The organism is Pseudoalteromonas simplex (assembly GCF_015278155.1).
Taxonomy (GTDB): domain Bacteria; phylum Pseudomonadota; class Gammaproteobacteria; order Enterobacterales; family Alteromonadaceae; genus Pseudoalteromonas; species Pseudoalteromonas simplex.
This window is the reverse complement of record NZ_JADILN010000003.1, coordinates 310,501-335,818: the sequence shown is the minus strand read 5'-3', so window position 1 is coordinate 335,818 and position 25,318 is coordinate 310,501. Positions and strand designations below refer to the sequence as shown.

General features: G+C 42.4%; 21 protein-coding genes. 7 read left to right on the top strand and 14 right to left on the bottom strand.

The window, feature by feature from the left end; all coding sequences use genetic code 11:
• Positions 1–7 precede the first annotated feature (7 nt).
• From IRQ78_RS09020 to IRQ78_RS09010, 3 genes are all read left to right on the top strand, one after another.
• Complete coding sequence (locus IRQ78_RS09020; protein WP_175082464.1) at positions 8–523, top strand: gamma-glutamylcyclotransferase family protein; 516 nt, start codon at positions 8–10, stop codon at positions 521–523.
• The gene (locus tag IRQ78_RS09015) at positions 520–2,067 is read left to right on the top strand and encodes a serine hydrolase (RefSeq protein WP_194441834.1); all 1,548 of its coding nucleotides are present in this window, start codon (positions 520–522) and stop codon (positions 2,065–2,067) included. Before IRQ78_RS09020 ends, IRQ78_RS09015 begins: the two co-directional genes overlap by 4 nt.
• A 68-nt stretch (positions 2,068–2,135) precedes the next feature.
• Positions 2,136–3,056 (top strand): histone deacetylase family protein, encoded by a 921-nt coding sequence (locus tag IRQ78_RS09010; protein WP_138601705.1) that lies wholly within the window; start codon positions 2,136–2,138, stop codon positions 3,054–3,056.
• Here the strand turns inward: IRQ78_RS09010 and IRQ78_RS09005 are convergent.
• Complete coding sequence (locus IRQ78_RS09005; RefSeq protein WP_194441833.1) at positions 3,053–3,343, bottom strand: hypothetical protein; 291 nt, start codon at positions 3,341–3,343, stop codon at positions 3,053–3,055. The two genes, IRQ78_RS09010 and IRQ78_RS09005, sit on opposite strands and share 4 nt — an antisense overlap.
• Before the next feature lie 78 nt (positions 3,344–3,421).
• Between IRQ78_RS09005 and IRQ78_RS09000 the strand changes: the two genes are divergently transcribed.
• Positions 3,422–5,926: an EAL domain-containing protein gene (locus tag IRQ78_RS09000; protein ID WP_194441832.1), complete on the top strand. Its 2,505-nt coding sequence runs from the start codon at positions 3,422–3,424 to the stop codon at positions 5,924–5,926.
• On the opposite strand, the gene IRQ78_RS08995 is transcribed toward IRQ78_RS09000, so the two are convergent.
• The 13 genes from IRQ78_RS08995 to rsmD form a co-directional block, all read right to left on the bottom strand.
• Positions 5,923–6,732 (bottom strand): DUF2797 domain-containing protein, encoded by an 810-nt coding sequence (locus IRQ78_RS08995; RefSeq protein WP_188728008.1) that lies wholly within the window; start codon positions 6,730–6,732, stop codon positions 5,923–5,925. The genes IRQ78_RS09000 and IRQ78_RS08995 overlap by 4 nt on opposite strands.
• 47 nt (positions 6,733–6,779) lie before the next feature.
• Complete coding sequence (locus IRQ78_RS08990) at positions 6,780–9,278, bottom strand: EAL domain-containing protein (RefSeq protein ID WP_194441831.1); 2,499 nt, start codon at positions 9,276–9,278, stop codon at positions 6,780–6,782.
• 92 nt (positions 9,279–9,370) lie between these two features.
• On the bottom strand, positions 9,371–10,657 hold the full coding sequence (gene purD / locus IRQ78_RS08985; RefSeq protein WP_194441830.1) for a phosphoribosylamine--glycine ligase: 1,287 nt from the start codon (positions 10,655–10,657) through the stop codon (positions 9,371–9,373).
• 15 nt (positions 10,658–10,672) lie between these two features.
• Positions 10,673–11,494, bottom strand: a complete 822-nt coding sequence (locus IRQ78_RS08980) for a class I SAM-dependent methyltransferase (RefSeq protein WP_194441829.1) — start codon at positions 11,492–11,494, stop codon at positions 10,673–10,675.
• A 99-nt stretch (positions 11,495–11,593) separates the two neighbouring features.
• Positions 11,594–13,180, bottom strand: a complete 1,587-nt coding sequence (purH, locus tag IRQ78_RS08975) for a bifunctional phosphoribosylaminoimidazolecarboxamide formyltransferase/IMP cyclohydrolase (RefSeq protein WP_138619132.1) — start codon at positions 13,178–13,180, stop codon at positions 11,594–11,596.
• 179 nt (positions 13,181–13,359) lie between these two features.
• The gene (gene fis / locus IRQ78_RS08970) at positions 13,360–13,650 is read right to left on the bottom strand and encodes a DNA-binding transcriptional regulator Fis (protein ID WP_002957804.1); all 291 of its coding nucleotides are present in this window, start codon (positions 13,648–13,650) and stop codon (positions 13,360–13,362) included.
• A gap of 21 nt (positions 13,651–13,671) precedes the next feature.
• Complete coding sequence (dusB, locus tag IRQ78_RS08965; protein ID WP_054551040.1) at positions 13,672–14,643, bottom strand: tRNA dihydrouridine synthase DusB; 972 nt, start codon at positions 14,641–14,643, stop codon at positions 13,672–13,674.
• A gap of 270 nt (positions 14,644–14,913) precedes the next feature.
• Positions 14,914–15,795, bottom strand: a complete 882-nt coding sequence (prmA, locus tag IRQ78_RS08960; protein ID WP_138619134.1) for a 50S ribosomal protein L11 methyltransferase — start codon at positions 15,793–15,795, stop codon at positions 14,914–14,916.
• A gap of 65 nt (positions 15,796–15,860) precedes the next feature.
• Positions 15,861–17,720 carry an RNA polymerase sigma factor RpoD gene (rpoD, locus tag IRQ78_RS08955; protein WP_054551042.1) on the bottom strand — a complete coding sequence of 620 codons (1,860 nt, stop codon included), beginning with the start codon at positions 17,718–17,720 and terminating at the stop codon, positions 15,861–15,863.
• Between the two features lie 123 nt (positions 17,721–17,843).
• The gene (gene dnaG, locus IRQ78_RS08950) at positions 17,844–19,595 is read right to left on the bottom strand and encodes a DNA primase (RefSeq protein WP_194441828.1); all 1,752 of its coding nucleotides are present in this window, start codon (positions 19,593–19,595) and stop codon (positions 17,844–17,846) included.
• A 136-nt stretch (positions 19,596–19,731) separates the two neighbouring features.
• Positions 19,732–20,178: a GatB/YqeY domain-containing protein gene (locus tag IRQ78_RS08945; protein WP_054551044.1), complete on the bottom strand. Its 447-nt coding sequence runs from the start codon at positions 20,176–20,178 to the stop codon at positions 19,732–19,734.
• A gap of 21 nt (positions 20,179–20,199) precedes the next feature.
• Entirely contained in the window at positions 20,200–20,415 is a 216-nt protein-coding gene (gene rpsU / locus IRQ78_RS08940; protein WP_002957797.1) for a 30S ribosomal protein S21, read from the bottom strand.
• A 145-nt stretch (positions 20,416–20,560) separates the two neighbouring features.
• Positions 20,561–21,178 (bottom strand): 16S rRNA (guanine(966)-N(2))-methyltransferase RsmD, encoded by a 618-nt coding sequence (gene rsmD / locus IRQ78_RS08935; RefSeq protein ID WP_194441827.1) that lies wholly within the window; start codon positions 21,176–21,178, stop codon positions 20,561–20,563.
• Between the two features lie 209 nt (positions 21,179–21,387).
• On the opposite strand from rsmD, the gene ftsY reads away from it, so the two are divergent.
• From ftsY to ftsX, 3 genes are read left to right on the top strand one after another with little or no spacing between them, the layout of a single operon-like run.
• Complete coding sequence (gene ftsY / locus IRQ78_RS08930; protein WP_194441865.1) at positions 21,388–23,394, top strand: signal recognition particle-docking protein FtsY; 2,007 nt, start codon at positions 21,388–21,390, stop codon at positions 23,392–23,394.
• 53 nt (positions 23,395–23,447) lie between these two features.
• Positions 23,448–24,125, top strand: coding sequence for a cell division ATP-binding protein FtsE (gene ftsE / locus IRQ78_RS08925; protein ID WP_194441826.1), 678 nt, complete (start codon positions 23,448–23,450; stop codon positions 24,123–24,125).
• Positions 24,122–25,108, top strand: coding sequence for a permease-like cell division protein FtsX (gene ftsX / locus IRQ78_RS08920; RefSeq protein ID WP_054551047.1), 987 nt, complete (start codon positions 24,122–24,124; stop codon positions 25,106–25,108). Before ftsE ends, ftsX begins: the two co-directional genes overlap by 4 nt.
• Positions 25,109–25,318: the final 210 nt, after the last annotated feature.

Sequence of the window (25,318 nt, the reverse complement as noted above, 5' to 3'; positions counted from 1 at the left end):
GGTAAGTATGGCGCTATATAACTTTTCATTTGGTTCAAATATGTCATCGAGCAGATTGCTGGCAAGGTTACCTGAAGCAAAGCGGGTAGGCACAGCTACTTTAAAGGGCTATGAGTTGACGTTTGATATGGTAAGTACCGACGGCTCTGCAAAGTGTAGCGTGCGTAAAACAGATCAGGCAGATGCCTTGGTATATGGTGTTGTGTATCAGTTAAACGAAGCTGAAAAGTCGATTCTTGATGATATCGAAGGGCCGCGTTATGACTGTGTAGATATCACTGTTGAACTACTAGATGGCGAGCAACTTGCTGCCCATTGTTATATCGCTAACACCTTGGATGAGTCTTTACTGCCATTCGACTGGTATCTTCAGCATGTTCATCGCGGAGCGCTTGAAGCAGGTGTACCAAATCATTACAGTGAAGCAATACTCGCAAGGCCAAGTTGCGATGATCCAGATAAAACCCGAGCAGCGAAAGAGTTCGCTATTCACAACAATAAAAATCACCAAGGGATATTATGATATTTCGTAAATTAGCCGTTGCAGCGGCGCTGTTATCGAGCTGTTCGTTTTACAGTTATGCCGATATTGATACTAAAAAAATTGAAAAAGTAATCGAAACGTCAATGGCACGTTTTGACGTACCGGGTATGGCTGTAGCGATTGTTGAAAATGACCAGGTCGTGTTAGCAAAAGGTTTTGGTGTATCTCACCTTGATACCGGTAAAAAAGTAAATAAAGACACCTTATTCGGTATCGCGTCAAACACCAAAGCATTTACCGCAGCAGCGTTAGCTAAATTAATTGATGAAGGTAAGCTTAGCTGGGATGACAAAGTAATTGATCATCTTCCTGAGTTTCGTCTGTATGACCCTTACGTAACACGTGAAATGACCATTCGCGATTTATTAAGCCACCGTAGCGGTTTAGGTTTAGGGCAAGGCGATTTAATGATTTGGCCAGATACTGACAAATCGATTGATGAAATTATCGCAGGTCTTAAATACTTAAAACCAGCGAGTAGCTTCCGTAGTAAATACGCCTATAACAACTTAATGTTTGTAACAGCCGGTGAGGTAGTAGCCCGTGTTTCAGGCATGAGCTGGAATGATTACATCGAGAAGAATATTCTTCAGCCACTTGATATGAAAAACTCACGTGCAGGTTTTTCACGCATTCCTAGTAGCAATAAAAACTGGGCGACGGGTCATATTCCAATGGATGGCCAACTACATCCATTTTTTGTGAACTACCTTGAAGATTTTCGTGGCGCTGGTGCGATTGCATCAAGCGTAAGCGATATGAGCCAATGGCTACGCACGCAGCTTGCTCATGGCAAAATGCCAAATGGCCAGCAGTTATTTACAGAAAAGCAGCAGCAACAAATGTGGCACCCGCACATTACGTCAATGGCATCAAAAAGTGCTTATGAAGCTTACCACCAACAATTTAGAGGTTATGGTTTAGGCTGGAGCATTGAAGATTTCCACGGCATTAAAAAGCTAGGCCATGGTGGTGGTATCTTAGGCATGGTGTCTCAAGTGACATTATTACCAGAGAAAAACCTCGGTATTGTTATTTTGAGTAACCAGCAAGCATTCAGCGCGCTTTCTGCGGTGACTTACGAAGTATTAGAAGATGCATTAGATCTTGAAGATAAAGACTGGGTTGAAGACCTTGCTAAAAAGCACTTTGAAGGTAAAAAAGAAGCTTACGCAAACGCAAAACCAGAAACACCTGCTGATTATCAAGCGAAACTACCAAACATCAACTACACAGGCACGCTGCACGATAACTGGTATGGTGATGTGGTAATCGAGGAGTTAAATGAGCAGCTACGTATTGATTTTACACATACAAAGCGTTTGAAAGGTCAGCTGGAGCATTACACCGGCAATACGTTTATTGTGAAGTGGGATGAAAAGTTACTCGAAGCAGATGCTTACATTGAGTTTCAAATGAGCCCTGATAACCGAGTGAGTAGTGCAAAAATGCGCGCTGTCTCAACGGCGGTGACAGACTTTAGTTTTGACTTTAGGAATTTAGATTTACGCGCTAAAAAGTAAACCAAAGTCGCAAAGCCACCATTAGGTGGCTTTGTTATACTGGGGGAAAATAATTCAAGGAGCGTATTATGAGAACGGCAGTTATCTCACATCCATTTTGTCGTAAACATAAAATGATTGAGGATCACCCCGAATGCCCTGCGCGTTTAGATGTGATCACCGACCGCTTGCTAGCAAGTGGTGTTGATATAGCAATTACTCACTTACAAGCTCCTAAAGCCAGCCGCGACGACTTTTTACGTGCTCATGATGAACCTTTGGTAAGCCATGTAGAGCAAACAATTCCAGATGAAGGACTTGCTGAATTAGACGGCGACACTTGGTTGTGCCCAGATTCAATGAAAGCGATTGAACGAGCCGTTGGTGCTGGATTACTCGCCGTTGATGAAATCCTTGCTGATAAGCTGGATGCCGCGTTTTGTTCTGTTAGACCACCTGGGCATCATGCAAACCGCAGCACCTCTGCAGGATTTTGCGTTTTTAATAACCTAGCCATTGCCGTGAAGTACGCGCAAAGCAAAGGTGTAAAACGCATCGCTATTTTGGACTTTGATGTACACCATGGCAACGGCACACAAGATATATTTTTAGATGATGACACTGTGTTGTTTTGCTCTTTGTTTCAACACCCGTTTTACCCAAATACCGCCGTTGAAAATAACGCGACGTTAGTGAACTCACCGCTGCCAATTGCCAGTGATGGTAATGACTTAAAAGCTGTTTACCTTGAGCAGTGGCTACCAAAACTCAATGAATTTAAACCTGAACTATTGTTTATTAGTGCCGGGTTTGATGCTCACCTTGAAGATGACATGGCAAGCCTGAAGTTTGTTGAAGATGATTACGCATGGCTAACCACGCAATTAGCTGAATTTTGTCAGCAGCAAGGTTGCAAAGGGATTATCTCTTATCTTGAAGGGGGCTATGCTTTATCAGCCCTTGGTCGCAGTGCCGTTGCGCACATTAAAGCGCTGGTGGATGCCCCTTAATCTACCAGCATCGCAAAGGCTTGCGGTGGTGTAAGCCGAGTAACCTTACTTAAGCAGCACACTCCTTCTTGTGCTAGATATTCTGTCACTCTATTCGCAAGTTCAACGTCAGTTAACGCTTTCACGCTTTCTCCCTGCAAGTTGACATACTGCCCTGTTGTTAAAAGCAAGATAGTTTCTTGCTGCTCTTCACTCAAACCATATACAAAGCTTTCTATATCGGCTTCATCTTCTACTAATGCTAATTCATGGTCTGAAAAAATAATCTTAGGAAATGATGAGTGCATTTATTGTCCTGTGTCAAAGTTGCCAAGGTTGAAATGATTATAATTGCCAATTCATGTAAGAACTAGGAAAGTCGACTTATGAATCAACCAAGACGACATCAAAAGGTCAGTGATGTCTTTTCGCAAAAGTTGGTATCGTGTCCTGCGCATACGCCTTTGGTCGATGCGGTGAGGTTGATGCATGTTCACAATGTGACGGCGATTTTTATCAAGCATGAGCAATCCGTGGTTGGGATTTGGACGGAAGCTGATTGTTTGAAAATTGACATCAGCAGCCCGCTTTATAAAAACCTAGCCATTCACGAGGTCATGTCTGCGCCTGTTATTACAGTGCCGAATCAATGCTCAGTCAGTGATGCAACCCTGCGTTTTCAACAGCATGGTATTCGTCATTTATTGGTGATGGATAGCGAGAATCAGCCTGCAGGTATGTTGAACTTATCTGATATTGTGCATAACCAAGGTTTGGACCACTACCTACAATTTCGGCCTATTCATGAGCAGTATCGCACTGACTTAGAGATAGTTGATGCGCAAACTCCAATAGAAGAGGTTGTGCAGCTGATGCGTGCAGGCCGCCTTGATAGTGTACTGGTTTATAACCGAGAGCTTGAACTGCACGGTATTATTACTCAGCGTGATATTGTTGAGCTGATCATTCAAACCGAGTGGCTAAATCCTTGTTGGCAATATGCCAGCTATCCGCTCATTGAAATTGATTGTGAAAGCAGTTTATTTGATGCGTATCGCACTATGACAGATCGTAATGTGCGTCATTTGGTGGTCAGAGATGATGAAATTTGCGGGGTGATTTCATTTGCTGATTTGATCACTGAGATCGAGTCAGCTTATTGCTGCGAGCTTGAGCGGGCAATTGAGCAGCGTGATATTGCTTTGCAAAAGTCACAACGTAACTTGTTTTTGGCAAATAAAATTATTGATGCCTCACTCGATGGCATAATGCTAACCCGTAAAGACGGCACGATTATTCAAGTTAACCCTGCTTTTACTAAATTGACCGGCTTTGCTGAGCATGAAGTAATTGGAAAGCGCCCTAATATTTTAAGTTCTACAAAACATAGCCGTTCGTTTTATCAAAAGATGTGGCATGCCATTGAATACGAAGGGGTCTGGCAGGGGGAGATCTGCAATTGCAAAAAAGATGGTGAAGAGTTTGTTGAGTGGCTCACCATTATCCAGATTAAAGATCCTAACTTTGATGAAGTACTTTATGCGGCAATTTTTAGCGACATTACAGAGCGCAAGCGTGCAGAAGAAAAAATTGCCCAGCTCGCCTATTACGATGAACTGACAGGCTTGCCTAATCGGCGCTTATTTCATGACCGACTCTCAATAGCTCTTAGCAGCGCCAAACGAAACCATGATCTATTAGCAGTGATGTTTATTGACTTAGACCGCTTTAAAGAGGTGAACGACAGTTTAGGGCATGACGCTGGCGATAACTTATTACAGCAAGTGGCAGAGCGTATTTTATCAATTCTTCCTGAAGGGGATACCCTTGCACGCTTAGGTGGCGATGAGTTTGTCCTGTTATGTGAAGTAAATCGGGTTGAAACACTGCTCAACTTTGCAGAACAAGTATTACAGCAAGTCAGTATGCCGCTTGCTATTAACGAGCATGTGGTTGCAATTACAGCCTCAATTGGCGCTGCAGTTTTCCCTGATGATGGCGTAGATAGCGCTACGTTGCTCAAGCATGCCGATATTGCTATGTACCGTGCTAAAGAAGTGGGGCGTAATTCATTTCAATTATTCAAACCTGCGATGAATGCACGTTCTTTAGAGCGATTGGCTATGATGAGCCGATTACAAAACGCCATCGAAAGCGATGAGTTTGAGCTTTATTTCCAGCCTAAGCAGCAGTTAAATTCTGGCAAAATTTTAGGGGTAGAGGCGCTCTTACGTTGGCATGAGCCAAATCTTGGGGTGATATCACCCGGTAAATTTATTCCTCTTGCTGAAGAGCTTGGCCTAATTGTGAAACTTGATTTATGGGTCATCGAGCAAGCTTGTAAAGAGTTAGAAAAATGGCATCAACAAGGCATTGAAGCAGGGCGCTTAGCAATTAATATTTCGGCTAATCACTTGCGTCAGGGGCAGTTAGCATCGAATGTTGAGCGCTTACTCGAGCGTTACGATGTAGACCCACACAAGCTTGAAGTAGAGCTTACTGAAAGCTGTTTTATCAGCCACTTTAGTGAGGCTAAGCAAGAGTTACTCGCGCTTAAAAAGTTAGGCGTGCATATAACGTTAGATGACTTTGGCACGGGCTATTCGGCTTTAAGCTACTTAACCAAACTGCCAATTGATACGTTAAAAATTGATGCCAGCTTTATCGCAAAAGTGCCAGATGAATACGGTAATAGTGAAATTGTCACGGCGATTATTAGCCTGGCGAAAAGCTTGAGTATTCATGTTGTCGCGGAAGGGGTAGAGAAGGTAGAGCAGTTAAATTACTTACGTTCACTTAACTGCGATACCATTCAAGGCTATTACTTTTGCCGCCCAATAGCGAAGCAACAATGGTATGACTTTTATCTCAATACCGAAAAAAGAGCCTAAGCTAGGCTAATTTCGTAAGAAGTGAATTTACGAATATTAATGACGCCAGTATCAAAAATTAAGTACTGGCCTTTAATGCCTTTTAAAATACCCGATACTTCTGGTGCTTTATCAAAATTGAAAGAGCTGATCTTGCTTGGGTATTCACTTACTGGGTAGTCTAGCTCGACCACCTCTTCATCGAGCTTTTCAATGGCTGTTGCGCCAAATAGCTCTGCAAGTTCACTCAGCTTAGCATCAATTTGTGGGATCAACTCTGCTGCCGCAGCTTTTAAATCAATCGCTTCAGATTGGCCTTTTAGCATGTTTCGCCAATTGGTTTTATCAGCAATAAACTCGGCTAAAGCAACCTCAACTAAACCCGATTGAAGGCGGGTTTGTACTTTGAAGATAGGTAAAGCTTGCGTCGCACCTTGGTCAATCCAGCGTGTAGGAATTTGAGTATGGCGGGTAATACCTACTTTTAGGCCTGAAGTGTTGGCTAAATATACGTAGTGCGGGATCATGCAGTTTTCTTCACCCCACTGTGGCTCACGACAGGTGCCCTTATCAAAGTGACACGTTTCAGGTTTCATGATACACATGTCACAGCTAGCCAGTTTGCGCATACACACAAAACAGTGGCCTTGAGAGTAGCTTTTCTTGGTTTTCTTACCACAGTTACAGCAAAAAATATTGCCGGTGAAAGTCAGCGTGAGCGGCTTACCAATATAGTCATTTAATGAAACTAGCTCATCACCGATAGGTAATTGATATTCGACAGGAGAGGTCAGTGTCGACTTTAATTTTCTGATCGTACCTTGCATCTTTACATGGCCCCTAAAGATGTTAAAAAAGGGCAGTGTAACACGGCCTATTTAAATTGTGAGGCAATAAAGCTTAGATACTCATTAATCGGCACCGCTTTGCTGTAATAATAGCCTTGCCCTTGATCTGCGCCCATCTTGATCAGCATTTTTTCTGTTTCTTGGTCTTCAATGCCTTCGATGGTGATATTCATATCAAGGTTATGGGCCATATCAATGGCCGTTTTTACCACCACTTGGTTGGTAGTGTTATTCACTAAATCTAGAATAAAGCTCTTATCGACTTTAATCGTACTAAAAGAATAATTTACTAAGTAGTTTAACGACGAGTAACCAGTACCAAAATCATCGAGTACCACCTTGCTACCGAGTTTATTGAGTTCGCTGATAAAGCTGACCATTTCATCATGGTTCTTTATAAGCGCAAACTCAGTTAATTCAAACTTTAACTGATCCGCAGTAATGCCATGTTTTAGAATGGTGTTTTCGACTTTTTCGACCAGCTTAGGGATCGCGAGATTCTTAGCACTTAAATTAACGCTAATGGTATGGTCGCGATAGCCTTGTCGATTAAGCTTTGCAGCGGCTAGGCAAGCCTGATCAATCACCCATAAGCTCAATTCGTTAATTAAACCAGTGCGCTCAGCCAATAAAATGAGTTGCTCAATATCAAGATGTTTACCTGCTGTTGGCCAGCGTAATAATGCCTCTGCACCAGAAATAGCACCGCTGCGTAAACTAATAATGGGTTGTAAGTAAATAGCTAAGGTATTACTTCGCATTGCTTGTTGTAACTCAGCAGCAAGGCTCACATCCATATCAATATGAGCTTTACTAAAGTCTATATTTTGATGTTTTTGCGATAAACCTAAGTAGCCACGTTGCAGCCAAATATCAAAGCCATCATCACTCACCGGTTCAGTAATGCTATAGCGGTAATAAAGCTGAAGGTCTAAGCCTGCCACTTTATATTGCTTAGGTAGCTGCTTGCATATATTGCTAAGTTCTTGATAGATTTCTGCTTTCGATTGAATTTTGGTCGAAATAAAAGCCAGTACACCATTGCCTAAGTCAGCCACTTTTGGACTGTTATCTAACGCTGATTCTAAATTAATAAATTGCCTATTTTTATTAATTTGATGCTCTAGCGATTGGGCAACAGTGATAATTATTTGGCTGCTTTGGCTTGGCTTTAGAATGCTCATAAGGGCATTGAATTGCTCTATTTTCACTAAACAAAGGTTAGCTAGTCTTTGCTCCGAGGTAATCGCCATATAGGCTTGTTTGAGCATTGCTTGGTTGAGTAGCTCAGTTTGTTGCGTATGGGTTGCATGATACAGCGCTTTTTCACGTTGATAACGAACACGGTCTGCCAGCGCCATTGCCATAAGCACAATCTCACAGAGAATGGCGACTAAAAATATGTGCCTAACAGCAAAACTGTAGGGAATAAAGCCCGTTAGTTCTAACGGCTGAATGGCAGCGCCTACAATCAGTGGCACCCACGACATGACGTAAAACTTTGCCCACCGAAAACCACTCACCAACTTTTTGTAAATCATGCAAATACATAAAATGTATAACGGCACCATGATGGCAAAAAAGATTTTCGAGGAATGGTATTCCAACATAAAAAAGCTGAGCAAACCGAGGCTGAACAGCAAGGCTAAAAAGCTGATACTGAGTTTGTATAAGCGGCAATTGTCTTTATGGTAGCGTAAGAACATGGTGCAAAAGGCGACGGTGAAAAATGCAATCGCGTAGTTACTGAAGACCACTTGCTCATTAAAAAAGATTTGCCACGATAACGGCCATAAATAAAAACCAAAGCCTAGCACTGAGCCCATAAGTAGTAGTGCTGAGATGATGTAGCCTATATAAATAAGATAGACGCGGTCACGGATCCCTAAAAATAATACCAAGTTATACAGAGCTGCCATGATCAGCACACCAATGAAGATCCCCCAAATTCCTGATTGCGAACGTAGTAGGTCTTGAAACTCTTTTTCACCATAAATATTAATAGGTGTTTTGCTAATCCCAACCGTATCTATTTTTATAATGAGGGATGTTTGTTCATAGCCCTGCATGGTGAGCATGCTGTGCGGTGTACTGTATTGAAACAAACTAAGGCCAGAGACTTTATCACCTAGCTCGGTTGTATCTATAAGCTGCCCTGTATCATCAACATGATAAACGCTAAGGTAATCAACCATAGGGTTGTCAAAGTGAATCGCCAGCTCCACAGGCTTAGCTTGACGGTTTTCTAAATCAAGCTTTAACCAATAATCTTGCGCTGCTAAATCCCATTCAACATCTTTAAAAGGGCGATGTTTAAGCTTGTCTGGCTCAGCTAAAAACTGCTCGAGTGTTAGCGCTTTACTGCTATCTATTCGATACGCCGTATTACTGTAGATGGGGGCTGTTTTATCTATGGTGTAGCGGGTAGGGCTGGCTAAATGTACAGCTAGGGTAGCAATGATAAAAAACAAAATTGTCAGAATAAGAAATGAAACAAAGTTATATTTCAGTGCTTTATTATTCAAAATTAGTTCTTTATCTAGGTAAATATTCTCATAGTGTAGCATTAAAAAAGCGCAGATAAACTGCGCTTTTTCAGAATTAGACTGGTTTGACCTTAATTCTGTTCGCGAGCAATTGCACGATAGGCGATATCAGTACGATATTCCATGCCTTCCCAGCTGATTTGATCAACTAGTTTATAAGCACGTTGCTGCGCTTCAGTTACAGTGTTGCCAAGTGCCGTAGCACACAGTACACGACCGCCAGCTGTTACTACGTTGTCGCTGTCTTGCTTAGTCCCTGCGTGGAATACTTTCTCACCTTCAGGGTAAGTAACTTGCAAGCCATTGATAGTGTCACCTTTCGGGTAGCTATCTGGGTAGCCTTTAGCTGCTAATACAACACCGACTGCTGCACGTGGGTCGAACTCGATTGCTGTTTTATCTAGTTCTTCACGGTTAGCCGCTTCGATAAGTTCAACAAGGTCAGACTTAAGACGAAGCATCATAGGTTGTGTTTCAGGGTCGCCAAAACGACAGTTGTATTCGATTACTTTTGGCGTACCATCAGCGGTGATCATTAAACCAGCGTATAAGAAACCAGTGTAAGGGTGGCCTTCTTTTGCCATACCTTCAACTGTTGGATTGATCACTTCGTTCATAATACGTTGGTGAATTTCATCAGTCACCACTGGAGCAGGTGAGTATGCACCCATGCCACCAGTGTTTGGACCTTGGTCACCGTTGTAAGCGCGTTTGTGGTCTTGGCTAGTTGCAAATGGCAGTACGTTTTTGCCATCAACCATCACGATGAAAGAAGCTTCTTCACCTTCTAAGAACTCTTCGATAACTACACGGCTTCCCGCTTCACCAAAGCTGTTGCCTGCAAGCATATCGCGGATAGCTTCTTCAGCTTCAAGCTCTGTCATCGCAACGATAACGCCTTTACCTGCTGCTAAGCCGTCAGCTTTAACTACAATTGGCGCACCTTTTTCTTTTAGGTAAGCCAGTGCTGGGTCGATTTGCTCAAACGTTTGGTAATCAGCTGTTGGAATATCGTGACGTGCTAAGAAGTCTTTAGTGAATGACTTAGAGCCTTCTAGCTGTGCAGCACCTGCTGTTGGGCCAAAGATAGCTAGACCGTTTTCACGGAATGTATCAACTACACCTAAAACAAGCGGTACTTCTGGACCAACAATAGTTAACTCAACGTTGTTTTCTTTAGCAAAAGTAACTAAACCTGCTAGGTCTTCAACGTTGATAGCAACGTTTTCAAGTTTTGGCTCTAGTGCAGTACCTGCGTTACCAGGAGCTACGAAAACGGTGTTTACTTTAGTATTTTGTGCAGCCTTAAACGCAAGAGCGTGTTCGCGGCCGCCACTGCCGATGACAAGTACATTCATGGCGTATAATCCTATTTATAGCGGTTTTTTAAACTTCAGCGTCATACGATCACTCTCACCAATCGCTTTATACTTCGCGGCATCTTGCTCGCCTAAACGAAGGCTTGGAGGTAGTGTCCACACCCCTTTAGGATGATCTGCTGTATCAAGTGGGTTTGCATTAATGTCACTGCTTGCCACCAGTTCAAAGCCAGCTTGCTTTGCAATATCAACTACATAGCTTTGCTTCATATAACCTGATGATTTCTGATCTTCATCGCTGCGCGCTTCAGGTAGACGGTGTTCAACCACACCTAAAGTGCCGCCTGGTTTAAGTGCTTTATAAAATGCTTTAAACGCACTTAACGCGCCTTCTTTATCTTTACCCATGTACCAGTTGTGTACATTTCTAAATGTTAAGACAAGATCTGCGCCACCCGCTGGTGCAATATCAAGATGCGTCACTGGCGCAAACTCAGTTAGTTTAACTTCACTGAAGCGTGCGTCATCGCTCATCTTTTTCTTAAAACCAGCTAATGAACGTTGGTAATAACCCACCTCAGAATCAGCAGGGAAATGTGCCGCGTAGTAAACACCATGGCCTTTTACAGCTGGCGCAAGGATTTCGCTGTACCAACCACCGCCCGGCGCAATTTCAACAACGGTCATGTTTGGCTTAAAGCCAAAGAACTCAAGTGTCTCAACTGGATGGCGATATTTATCACGTGCGCTATTTTTAGCATCACGTTCACTTGATTGCACGGCTTGTGTAAGCGCTGATTCATGGCCATGGCTTAGAGCCTGTGCTGATGTCAGTGCAAGGCTGGCAACAAGTAACGTTTTTACGGCAAATTTCATCATCTATTCCTTCATTATATGGGTAATTATTATTAATCAGAATACGTGAATTTGTGGCAAACAAAAAGGGTTAAGCTATTTGCTTAACCCTTTATGTGATTAGTGGCGGAAATGGCGCATACCTGTAAATACCATTGCCATACCAGCTTCGTCAGCTGCAGCGATAACTTCTTCATCGCGCATAGAGCCACCTGGTTGAATAACAGCGGTGATGCCAGCTTCTGCAGCTGCATCAATACCGTCACGGAATGGGAAGAATGCATCCGATGCCATAACTGAACCTTTTACTTCAAGGTTTTCGTCAGCGGCTTTGATACCCGCAATTTTAGCTGAGTAAACACGGCTCATTTGGCCTGCACCTACACCAATCGTCATACCGTCACGTGCATAAACGATTGCGTTAGACTTAACGAATTTAGCTACTTTCCAGCAGAATAATAAATCTTTTAATTCTTGCTCAGTTGGTTGACGCTTAGATACAACTTTAAGGTCGCCTTGCGTTACCATGCCTAGGTCGCGGTCTTGAACTAGAATACCGCCATTAACACGCTTGATGTCGTGACCTGTTGCATTACCAGACCACTCACCACACTCTAATAAACGTACGTTTTGCTTTGCAGATACGATTTGTGCAGCTGCTTCAGATACTTTAGGTGCAATGATAACTTCAACGAATTGACGAGCAACAATTGCTTCAGCTGTGTCTGCATCAAGTTCTTTATTGAATGCGATGATGCCACCAAATGCTGATGTAGGGTCAGTTTTGAATGCACGATCATAAGCTTCAAGAATGTTGTCACCAATTGACACACCACAAGGGTTCGCATGTTTTACGATAACACACGCTGGTACGTCGAATTCTTTTACACACTCTAATGCTGCGTCAGTATCAGCAATGTTATTGTAAGAAAGTGCTTTACCTTGCAGTTGAACTGCCGTCGCAACAGATGCTTCAGTTAAGTCGTTTTCAACATAAAAAGCAGCGTCTTGGTGTGAGTTTTCACCGTAGCGCATATCTTGCTTCTTAGTGAACTGCATGTTGATAGTACGTGGGAACTTAGTCTCTTCAGCTGCTTCCTCTGTGTAGTCAGGAACCATCTTGCCAAAGTAGTTTGCAATCATGCCATCGTACTGAGCTGTGTGCTCGTAAGCAGCAATAGCTAGATCAAAACGTGTTTTATACGTTGTTGAACCGTTGTTGCTTTGCATTTCGCTGATCACACGGTCGTAATCTTTTGCATTAACTACGATAGTTACGTCTTTATGGTTTTTCGCCGCAGCGCGAACCATAGTTGGACCACCGATATCAATGTTTTCAATCGCATCTTCTAGGCTGCAGTCTTCTTTCGCAACAGTGTTTGCGAAGGGGTATAAGTTAACTACAACGATATCGATAGCAGAGATGTTATTCTCGCTCATTACGTCTTCATCTTGACCGCGACGCGCTAGGATGCCGCCGTGAATTTTTGGATGAAGTGTTTTTACGCGACCATCCATGATCTCAGGGTGACCAGTATGGTCAGATACTTCAGTGACTTTGATGCCGTTATCAGCAAGTAATTTGCAAGTACCGCCAGTTGATAAAATATCCACGCCTTGTGCTTCAAGAGCGCGAGCAAATTCAACGATACCGGTTTTATCTGACACACTTAATAGTGCGCGACGAATTGGACGATGTGTATCCATTGTAGTTTTGATTACCTCAATGTTTGAGCTAGCTTAGAAAGGCGGTATTTTAACTGAATCTGCTTTAAAAAACGACGTTTAAAGCGTGAGGATTTTGCATAGTTTTTAACAGCTATAAAAAAAGCACCCTAAGGTGCTTTTTTCAAAACTTTTATATCAGTTCTTTAAAAACTTTTATATCAGTTCATGCCGTATTTTTTAAGCTTCTTACGTAAAGTACCACGGTTGATACCTAGTAAGATTGCAGCACGAGTTTGGTTACCACGCGTGTACGTCATTACTTCTTCAAGTAATGGTGCTTCTAGCTCAGAAAGAACAAGGTCGTATACGTCTTGTACGTCTTGACCATTAAGCTGCTTTAAGTAGTGATGAACAGCTTTTTTCACTGCATCACGCAACGGCTGTGGTTTCTCGTGTGACTGTACATGAGGGTTTGTGATAAATGGAGAAGTCACGTTTTGTTCGAACATCGTTATATGTCTCTTTCTTTCTTAGTTAGCTGCTAGTGTTTTAAAGTATTCTTCTAATGCGTCGACTTGTGCCTGTGGGTTATCTAACGCATTAAATACTCGCCTAAACTGACCGTCACTGTCATGGGTTTGCAAATACCAAGATACATGCTTTCGAGCGATACGCGCTCCCATTGGCTCCCCGTAAAACTGATGAAGATTGTCTAAATGCTCCATCAAAATGCTACGCACCTCTGCAATTTCAGGTGCTGGCAAATGTTCTCCAGTTCGCAAATAGTGGTCTATCTCCCTAAAAATCCAAGGGCGACCTTGGGCGGCTCGACCAATCATAATGGCATCTGCACCCGTATAATCCAAAACCTGCTTTGCTTTTTCTGGTGAAGTAATATCACCATTGGCAACGACAGGGATAGACACTGAACGTTTAATATCCCTAATTGTGGCGTACTCTGCTTCACCTTTATACATACATGCGCGCGTTCGCCCATGTACTGCCAGTGAGGCAATGCCATAACGTTCAGCTATTCTCGCAATCTCGACACCATTACGGTTATCCTGATCCCATCCAGTACGGATTTTTAAAGTGACAGGGACATCAACAGCGTTTACAACGGCATCGAGTATCTCTTGTACTAATTCAGGAAACTGTAATAAGGCAGAGCCTGCGAGTTTCTTATTCACTTTTTTAGCTGGGCACCCCATATTGATATCTATGATCTGTGCACCATTGCTGACATTGAATTGTGCTGCCTGTGCCATAAGCTCAGGATCGGCTCCGGCGATTTGCACCGAACGAATTCCCGATTCACCGCTGTGATCCATACGGTTCATCGATTTTTCAGTTTTCCATACTTTCGGGTTTGACGAGAGCATTTCAGAAACAGCAAGGCCCGCACCTAAGCGACGGCAAAGTTGTCTAAATGGTCTGTCTGTAATGCCTGCCATTGGCGCGACAATTACATTGTTCTCAAGTTGGTATGAACCGATACGCACTGTTATTCAATTGGCCTCTTTTCAAGGGGCGCTAAGTTTACGGTTTTTTTGACAAAAATCAAAGGCTATAAATTGAACAAAAGTGACTTTTTTTTGCCCTTTTCGTATTGACTTTTGATAACAGTTTGACGGGTAGGTTGATTTGTTTGATATTTGAACAGAAATTTTTTTACTCGCAAAAAAGTGCGAAACGATTAACTGTAAAAATAAGGTAAAGCCTGTTAAATATAGGCTTTACCTATTATGTTTGAGTAAATGCTCTAGTGCTGTTTAAGCTTTTTTGACGCCGCTGACACGGGTCCATTCACCTTCAACAGCCACTTCATCAAGTGCTAAAAACGGGGCATAAACATCGGCTACAGACTGAGCTTGTTCTTCTAAAATTCCTGACATAGCAATTTTACCATTCGGTTTTAAAAGACCTAAAATCACTTCATGTAGTTCACGAAGTGGTTGAGCTAAGATGTTTGCAACCACAATATCGGCTGTAAACTCTGGTTGATCTTCAGGTAAATACACTTCAAGTTTATCTGCAACGCCATTACGTTTTGCATTATCGCGGCTTGCTTCAAGGGCTTGAGGATCTATATCGATACCGATCATACGCTCTGCCCCGAGTTTGATCGCCGCAATTCCTAAAATACCTGAGCCACAACCAAAGTCGACCACGGTTTTACCTGTTAAATCTTGGCTTTCTAGCCACTTTAAACAAAGCGCAGTGGTTGCATGGGTACCTGTGCCAAAAGCAAGGCCAGGGTCGAGCAATACATTAACCGCATCAGGGTCGGGAATATCGCGCCAACTTGGACAGATCCATAAGCGATCACCAAATTGAATAGGGTGGAAGTTATCCATCCATTCACGTTCCCAATCTTTATCTTCAAGCTGTTCAATTTTATAAACGAGCTTATCGGCGAGTGTTGCTTCAGCATTTAATGTTGCTACAACGCTGTCCATATCATGGTTTGCGTCATACAGGCCAATCACTGTGGTATCAGCCCATAACTGCACAGTACCAAGCTTTGGCTCATAAATAGGAGTATCTTTGGCATCAACATAAGTGACTGAGGCACTGCCAGTGTCCATGAGTAAGTCGCTGATTAATTCAGCGTTGTCTGCGTTTGCATTGATGCGAATTTGGATCCAAGCCATGAATATCTCTCGAATAGAAAAAAAGGCCGCAACAGCGGCCTTTTAGTTAATAACGCGATACTAAATTACTTAGCATCTAAGAAGCTTTTTAGTAAGTCAGAGCGAGAAGGGTGACGTAATTTACGTAACGCTTTCGCTTCGATTTGACGGATACGCTCACGTGTTACGTCAAATTGTTTACCTACTTCTTCTAATGTATGGTCAGTGTTCATGTCGATACCGAAACGCATACGTAATACTTTAGCTTCACGTGCTGTTAAGCCCGCTAGTACATCGTTTGTTGCGCCACGTAGTGATTCCATGGTTGCTGAATCAATAGGTGAATCGATTGTGGTATCTTCAATGAAGTCACCTAAGTGCGAATCTTCATCATCACCGATTGGTGTTTCCATTGAAATTGGCTCTTTAGCGATCTTAAGTACCTTACGGATCTTGTCTTCAGGCATTAACATACGCTCAGCTAATTCTTCTGGGCTCGGCTCACGACCCATCTCTTGTAGCATTTGACGAGAGATACGGTTTAACTTGTTGATCGTCTCAATCATGTGCACAGGAATACGAATGGTACGTGCTTGGTCAGCAATCGAACGTGTGATTGCTTGACGGATCCACCATGTTGCATAAGTTGAGAACTTATAACCACGGCGGTATTCGAACTTATCAACCGCTTTCATTAGACCAATATTACCTTCTTGGATAAGGTCTAAGAATTGTAAACCACGGTTGGTGTATTTTTTCGCAATTGAAATTACAAGACGTAAGTTCGCTTCAACCATTTCTTTCTTCGCACGGCGAGCTTTCGCTTCACCAATACTCATACGACGGTTGATGTCTTTAATTCGTTCGATGCTAAGGCCAGTGCTTTCTTCAATCGCACTTAGTTTGCTGATGCAACGAATGATTTCTGGTTTAACTGATTCAAGTGCTACTGAGTATTTCTCGTTTGCAGCAATCTCAAGGTCGATCCAGCTTGTGTCTGTTTCGTTATTTGCAAAGTGCTTGATAAAGTTCTTTTTCGGTAACTTAGCAATTTGTACAGCTTGCTTCATGATGATACGTTCTTGTACACGAACGCGGTCCATCATTTCACGCATGTTGTTAACCATGCGGTCAAACTGTTTTGGCACTAATTTAAATGTTTTAAATAGTTCGCCGATTTCTGCAATAGCTACAAGTGAGTCAGGGTGTGAGCGACCTTTTTCTTCGAACGTTTCGCGTGCTTTGTTATAAAGCTCACGTAAGTTTTCGAAGTGAATACGGGCTTCTTCAGGATCTGGACCTGTGTCGCCATCGTTATCATCATCGTTATCATCATCACTATCTTCGTCATCATCGTCTTCGTCGTCTTCTTCGTCGAGTTGCTCTTCGTTTAACTCAGAACCGATGTGTGTTGCAGAAATTTGTGATTCGTCTTCATTATTAGGATCAAAGAAGCCAGAGATAATATCGCTTAAGCGCATTTCTTCAGCTTCGAATTTGTCCCATTGCTCTAGTAGATAAGTAATTGCTTCTGGGTATTCAGCAACTGAAATCTGTACTTGGTTAATACCTTCCTCAATACGCTTAGCGATTACGATTTCGCCTTCACGCGTAAGAAGTTCAACAGTACCCATTTCACGCATATACATACGTACAGGGTCAGTTGTTCGACCGATCTCTTTTTCTACAGTCGCAAGTGCAGCTGCCGCGGCTTCTGCTGCGTCTTCGTCTGTCGTTGTTTCTTGCATCATTAATTCATCGGCATCAGGTGCGTTTTCACTTACCTTGATACCCATATCATTAATCATGCTAATGATATCTTCTACCTGATCTGAGTCGATAATGTCTTGTGGAAGGTGATCATTAACTTCTGCAAAAGTTAAATAACCTTGCTCTTTACCTTTTTGAATCAGAAGCTTTAATTGTGACTGAGGAGTTGGATCCATAGAGATTTATTCTTCCACTCTGAAAGTTGATACAACAGGCGCCAGCTCGCTTACTAATTAAGCGACACGAAAACTAACTAGACGCAGTGAATAGCACAGTATAACAGCATTATTCAATTCTGACTAGCTGTTGCTGCCTTTTAACGCTTGCGTTAGTAAGTGGCATTCCAGCCTTTCTTCGCTGCTTAAGCCTTGGGTCTTGTCTTTTATTAATAGGGTCTCTAGTCGATAATTTAAACACTGGTCTTCAATAAATTTAAAAGTATTTTTAAAAACCGTCTCTAAACGATCGTCATTTATTTGATGCTGCCAAGTGGCTAATTTCACCAGCGCGTCATATTCAGCGCCATCCCTAAATGACTCTAAAATTTGTGCGGTGGTGATACCTTCACGTTCTAGTGCTAAGTGCTGAATGCGTAAAAATAGCTCAATACCGGCTATTTTCATCTCAGCTAACTCTGGCATATAAGCAATGCTGGTCGCCAAATTTGGGTGTTGCAATAAAATACCAATCGCTTGGCGCATCGGCGTTATTTTAAATTTACGCTCAATCGCATGCTGTTGCTTTGGCGACTTAACGCGAGTATTTAATTGCTCTCTTGTTCGACCAATTAAGCGGCCAAGATGTTCCAAAATATTTTCTTGGTAAAAATCACTAGGGATTTTTTCAATTAGTGGCAGGGCATCACTAAGGAGCTTTGCTTTACCTGCGTCTTGAGTTAGGTCTATCTCTTGGCTGAGCTTATTAAACAGCACCTTAGTAAAATCATCCGCTTCGCTTAACCTAGCTTCAAAAGCGTCTTTACCTTCTTGTTGTACCAGTGAATCAGGGTCTTCACCATCTGGTAAAAACACAAACTTTAACGACTTACCATCACCAAGATAAGGCAGTGCATTTTCTAGTGCACGCCAAGCTGCATCGCGACCTGCACGGTCACCGTCGTAGCAGCAAATCACTTTATCTGTGGTTCTAAATAAAGTGTGCATATGTTCTGCGGTCGTTGCTGTGCCAAGGGCGGCAACGGCATATTCGATGCCTTGCTCAGCTAAAGCAACAACATCCATATAACCTTCAACAATTAAAATATGTTCAAGCTTTTTGTGAGCTTGCTTGGCTTCGTATAAACCATAAAGCTCAAAGCCTTTATGGAAAATACGGGTTTCTGGTGAATTAAGGTATTTAGGACCTTGATCCGCTTGCATAACACGGCCACCAAATGCAATCACCCGACCGCGTTTATCGCGAATAGGAAACATGAGTCGATCACGGAAGAAGTCAAATTGACGACCAGGCGATTTTTCAGAGGCTAGCTTTAGTTCTACAAGCTGCTCTTTTTGTTCTTTATTGCGGCCAAGTTGCTGGCATAGCGCTTCCCATTCACTAGGCGCATAACCAATCATGAATTTTTTCGCTGTTTCACCGCTTAAACCACGACCCTTGATATAATCGATAACCGTTTTCGAGTTGGCATGATGCTTTAATTGATGTTGGTAAAAGCGAGCAGCATGTAACATTAAATCGTAATCAGAGCGCTTTTGTTCTGCAGTGCGTTGCGGGCCTGAGCTTGTGCCTTGTTCGCGAGGTACGTCTAAATTGAGCATACTCGCTAATTCTTCAATGGCGTCAACGAACTCTAATTTGTCGTATTCCATGACAAATGAAATTGCATTGCCATTGGCACCACAACCAAAGCAGTGGTAAAACTGTTTATCTTGAGAAACGGTAAATGAAGGTGATTTTTCGTTATGGAATGGGCAACAGGCTTGATAGTCTTTACCTGCTTTTTTAAGGCCAACTCTCGAATCAATTAACTCAACAATATCTGTGCGAGCGAGTAAATCATCAATAAACTGTCGAGGGATCTTTCCGGCCATAGCTGTTGTATTTTCCTGCGCTATCTATGCGTTGTAAAATAAGATTTGAACACAATTACTGTGTTTATGAAAGACTAAAAGCAAGAAACCGAGCACTAGGCTCGGTTTGCTTGAATCATACATCTGTATGTGGGGGTTAAGCAGTTAATCGTTGCTTAATTAAGCCAGAAATCTTACCTAAATCGGCACGACCTTCAGCTTTGCTTTTGATAACTCCCATTACCTTACCCATGTCTTGCATACCCGCTGCGTTTGTATCAGCTATAGCCGAGTCAATAAGAGCAATGATTTCTTCTTCACTCAATTGTTGAGGTAAGAATTCTTCAAGTGCTTTAATCTCACTGGCTTCAATTTCAGCTAAATCTTCACGACCCGCATCAATGTACTGGGTGTAAGAATCGCGACGTTGCTTAACAAGCTTTACTAAAACAGCGGTAATACCGTCGTCGTCAAGCGTAATTTGCTCGTCAATCTCACGTTGCTTGATTGCAGCAAGTACCATGCGGATAGGCTTAAGACGTTCTTTGTCTTTTGCCTTCATCGCATCTTTTTGCGCATCTTTTAGCGTTAATAAAAGGCTCATTTATACAAGACCAAATACTGATTAGTATAATTTAACGCGACGTGCGTTATCGCGAGAAAGCTTCTTCATGTGACGCTTTACTGCAGCAGCTTTTTTACGCTTACGCTCAGCTGTTGGTTTTTCATAGTGCTCGCGACGACGAACTTCTGAAAGGATACCTGCTTTTTCACATGAACGCTTGAAGCGACGAAGTGCTACGTCAAACGGTTCGTTCTCTCTTACTTTAATTACTGGCATTAAAAATTCACCTACCTAAATAATGAGCGTTGCTCAAGTTGATCGAATAACGACCAAGTGGTTCAAAAATGGTGCGGTATTGTAATCCGAAGCAACACCACATGTAAAGAATAATATTAACAGAAACTAGGTTTGCAAAACAGTGTTAATTTGTCTGGCGTTGATATAGCCGACAAATTACTTGTCCGGCAGTTTTTTCTTTTAAAAGCATCCAGTTATCTGGTGAGCTTAGGTCGCTTAGTTCGCTTTCGACCTCAACATATATAAGTGCTTGGGCAGATAACCAGTTATTTTTTTCGAGTAAAAAACAACTTTTTTCAGCCAAGTTTTGTCGAAATGGCGGGTCAACAAAAATTAGATCAAATTGCTCGTTTTGCGTGTTTTGTTCTAATAATGAAAGGCTATTGCCTTGTTTTACGACGGCATTATCCAATTTAAGCGTGCTAATGTTTTCTTTTAGCTGGCTAGCGGCACTTTTATCTAGTTCGAAAAACACAGCATGATCAGCAAAGCGCGATAAAGCTTCAAACCCTAAGCCGCCAGAACCAGCAAAGCAGTCAAGAACAGCTACGCCTCGGGTATCTTGCATGAGCCAGTTAAATACTGTTTCTTTTATACGGTCTGTGGTTGGACGCAAGCCTTGCACATCTTTTACTGGTAATTTTCTACCACGAAATTGCCCACTAATAATACGAATAAAACCATTTGCTGATTTATTGTTCGCTGCTTTTGCTTGGCGGTTAGCTGTTGATTTTTTTCTCATTTAACTCACTAATCATTGGTAACTGACCCCTAGCTCAGATAATATTGTATGCAATAGCTAGCGTGTCATTTTTCTACTGCGCTAAAAGTGATAGTATTGCGACCTTAGCGATAGATGGTACCTGTTTATGTTTGGCTAAAAAGCTGAACTGTCACCAAACTATTATTCATGTAAGTTTATCAGATTTTTATAAGTGGTTATTAGCAAGTATGGCAAAAAAAAGTAAATTCCTGTCTTGGTTTGGTTTTGGCAAATCAGATAAGCAACAAGCAGAGCAAGCAGCAAAAGAGGCTGATAACCAGAAGCAAATAGAAGAACAACAGCGAATTGAAGCCGAAAAGGCAGAAGCTGAACGTTTAGAGCAAGAACGCATTGCGGCAGAAAAGGCAGAAGTTGAGCGTTTAGAGCAAGAACGCATTGCTGCTGAAAAGGCAGAAGCTGAGCGTTTAGCTCAAGAGCAGCAAGCGGCAGAGCAGCAACGTCAAGAACAACAAGCTCGACTTGCTGAGCAAGAAGCAGCAATGAAATTAGAGCAAGAACGTGCTGCCGCAGAACAGGCGCAGCGTGAAGCAGAGCAAGCTGCTGCAGAAAAGGCGGAAGCGGAGCGCCTAGAGCAAGAGCGTATTTCGGCAGAAAAGGCGGAAGCGGAGCGTTTAGAGCAAGAACGCATTGCAGCAGAAAAGGAAGAAGCTGAACGTATAGAGCAAGAACGTATCGCAGCAGAAAAGGCGGAAGCTGAGCGTTTAGAGCAAGAACGCATTGCAGCAGAAAAGGCAGAGGCGGAGCGTTTAGAACAAGAACGTATCGCGGCAGAAAAGGCAGAAGCGGATCGTTTAGAGCAAGAACGTATCGCAGCAGAAAAGGTGGAAGCTGAGCGTTTAGAACAAGAACGTATTGCTGCAGAAAAGGCAGAGGCGGAGCGCTTAGAGCAAGAGCGTATCGCGGCAGAGAAAGCGGAAGCTGAACGTTTAGAACAAGAGCGCATTGCAGCGGAAAAGGCAGAGGCGGAGCGCTTAGAGCAAGAACGTATCGCTGCAGAAAAGGCAGAAGCGGAACGTTTAGAGCAAGAACGTATCGCAGCAGAAAAGGCGGAAGCGGAACGCTTAGAGCAAGAACGCATTGCTGCAGAAAAAGCAGAAGCGGAACGTTTAGAGCAAGAACGTATCGCAGCAGAAAAGGCGGAAGCGGAGCGTTTAGAGCAAGAGCGTATCGCGGCAGAGAAAGCAGAAGCGGAGCGTTTAGAGCAAGAGAAAGTAGCTCAAGCCGCTGCTGAAAAACCAAAGAAAGAAGGTTTCTTCGCACGCCTTAAAAAAGGTTTATTAAAAACTCGCGTTAATATTGGTTCTGGCTTTGCGTCTATTTTTAGTGGTAAGAAAATTGACGATGAGTTATTTGAAGAACTAGAAACACAATTACTAACAGCCGATTTAGGTGTTGATACAACAATGAAGTTGATTGATAACCTAACCGATGCCGCTGATCGTAAGCAGTTAAAAGATGGCGATGCTTTATATGAGTTAATGAAGCAAGAAATGGCAAGTATGCTTAAAACCGCTGAGCAGCCGCTGGTTGTAAGTGGTGACAAAAAGCCATTTGTTATCTTAATGGTGGGTGTAAATGGGGTAGGTAAAACTACCACGATTGGTAAATTAGCGAAGCAGTTCCAAAACGAAGGTAAGTCAGTGATGCTTGCTGCGGGTGATACATTCCGTGCTGCAGCGGTTGAGCAGCTGCAAGTATGGGGTGAGCGTAATAGCATTCCTGTGATTGCCCAGCATACAGGTGCAGACAGTGCGTCAGTGGTTTTTGATGCATTTCAGGCGGCAAAAGCCCGTAATGTTGATGTGTTAATCGCTGATACAGCAGGTCGCTTGCAAAATAAAGATAACCTAATGCAAGAGCTTGAGAAAATTGCCCGTGTAATGAAGAAAATTGACCCAGATGCGCCGCATGAAGTTATGCTAACTATTGATGCAGGCACAGGTCAAAACGCAATTAGCCAAGTTAAATTATTTAATGAATGTGTTGGTTTAACGGGCATTACTTTATCTAAACTAGATGGTACCGCTAAAGGTGGTGTGATTTTCGCCGTTGCAGATAAATTTAATATCCCAATTCGTTACATTGGTGTTGGTGAAGGTATTGATGATTTACGTACCTTTAATAGTAGTGACTTTATTGATGCACTATTTAGCCAAGACGAGGATGACGCATAATTAACTAAAGGGAGTTTGCTCCCTTTTTCGCTGCAAGATGATTGATAACTAAAATGATAAATTTTCAGCAAGTCAGTAAAACATACCCAGGTGGCCATCGTGCCCTTGAAAAAGTCAGCTTTCATATTAAGCCTGGCGAACTGGCCTTTTTAACTGGGCACAGTGGCGCAGGTAAAAGTACCCTATTGAAGCTTATTAGTTTGATGGAGCGTCCATCGGCAGGGCAGGTGCTTATTAATGGTGTTGATTTAAATGCTGTTAAATCACGTCAGATCCCTTACGTGCGCCGCGATATTGGTATCATCTTTCAGAATCACCGCTTACTAGAACGTTACTCAGTGTTTGATAATGTTGCCTTACCTTTAATTATTGAAGGTACGCACCACAAGCAAATAGCTAAGCGTGTTCATGGTGCGCTTGATAAAGTCGGGTTACTTGATAAAGCGAAGTGTAATCCTGCAACCTTATCAGGTGGTGAGCAGCAGCGTGTGGGTATTGCTCGCGCTATCGTTAATTCACCGCCAATTCTATTAGCTGATGAACCAACCGGTAACTTAGACCCTGAGCTTTCAATGGACATATTACGTTTATTCGAAGACTTTAATAATCATGGCACAACCGTGCTGATTGCAACCCATGATATTGGCTTAATTGCGCGTATGCGTTATCGCAGTCTAACACTGAAAGATGGCCGCATGATTGAGGATCCGTTAGCTGAGGTGGCACTATGAGTTTATTGTTTAAAAGCCGCAACAGCCAAAACGAACGTCAGAAAAAGTCATTTTTAGCAGCGCCTTATTTCTTCTTTATTAATCTTATTCGCCAAGGTGTGCATAGCCTCGGTGAAATGTGGCGAACGCCTTTAGCTTCATTGATGACCATTGCCGTATTAGGATTAAGCTTAACACTGCCAGCGACGCTTTATTTAGTGGTTAAAAATGTCTCGCAAGTGAGCAGTGGTTTTGAAGATGCAGCAGAGATTTCGTTATTCGTAAAAGAAACTATGAGCGAACAGCAAACGCAAACCTTGGTTAAGCGTTTAGCACTCTACCCTGAAGTAGATAAAGTAGAGTTTATATCAAAGGGCGATGCCCTCACTGAATTTAAACAAGTATCAGGATTTGGCCAAGCACTTGAATATTTAGATGCGAACCCGTTACCTGATGTTGTTATCGTAACGCCGACAGCACGATACCGTCAGCCAAATACAGCAAAACAATTACTGCAAAAGCTTGAAGGCGAAAGAGAAGTGGATTTTGGTAAACTCGATATTGCTTGGCTTGAGCGATTAAATGCACTTTTAAGTTTATTAAAAGAAAGCGTGATCACCATTGCTCTACTATTATTAACCTCCGTCACCCTGATCATTGGTAATACTATCCGCTTATCAATCATGGATAAGAAAGATGAAATTCAGGTGATGAAGTTAGTTGGGGCGACAAACACCTTTATTCATGCGCCATTTTTATGGACAGGGATTTGGTACGGTATTATTGGCGGTTTGTTCTCTTTTATTTGTGTTGCATTAATGATGTGGTGGCTTGGTGCTGCTGTAAGTGATGTTGCGGGTGTTTATGAAACCAGCTTTGACTTAATTGGTTTAACACTCACAGAGTTTGGCATTTTAGTCGCTCTTGCAACAGGGTTAGGATTTGTTGGTTCTTACCTATCAGTTAACCGCTATATAAAAGAAATTGAACCCGATAAAGTGTAGCTATCAGCGCTATTATTTTAGCGCTTTTGCTTGTCGTTAATTTGTCATATTAAGCCTTTATGCTGTTTGTTTAGATTTTGAATGGTGGGCTATATATCTTTCAAAATACCTTTAAAAGCTAGAATTCATCGCTTATTCAGCGCCTTAAAGTAAAATAAAATTATCTTAAAAAAACCACTTGATTTGAACTTTAAAAAAGTTTTTAATTGA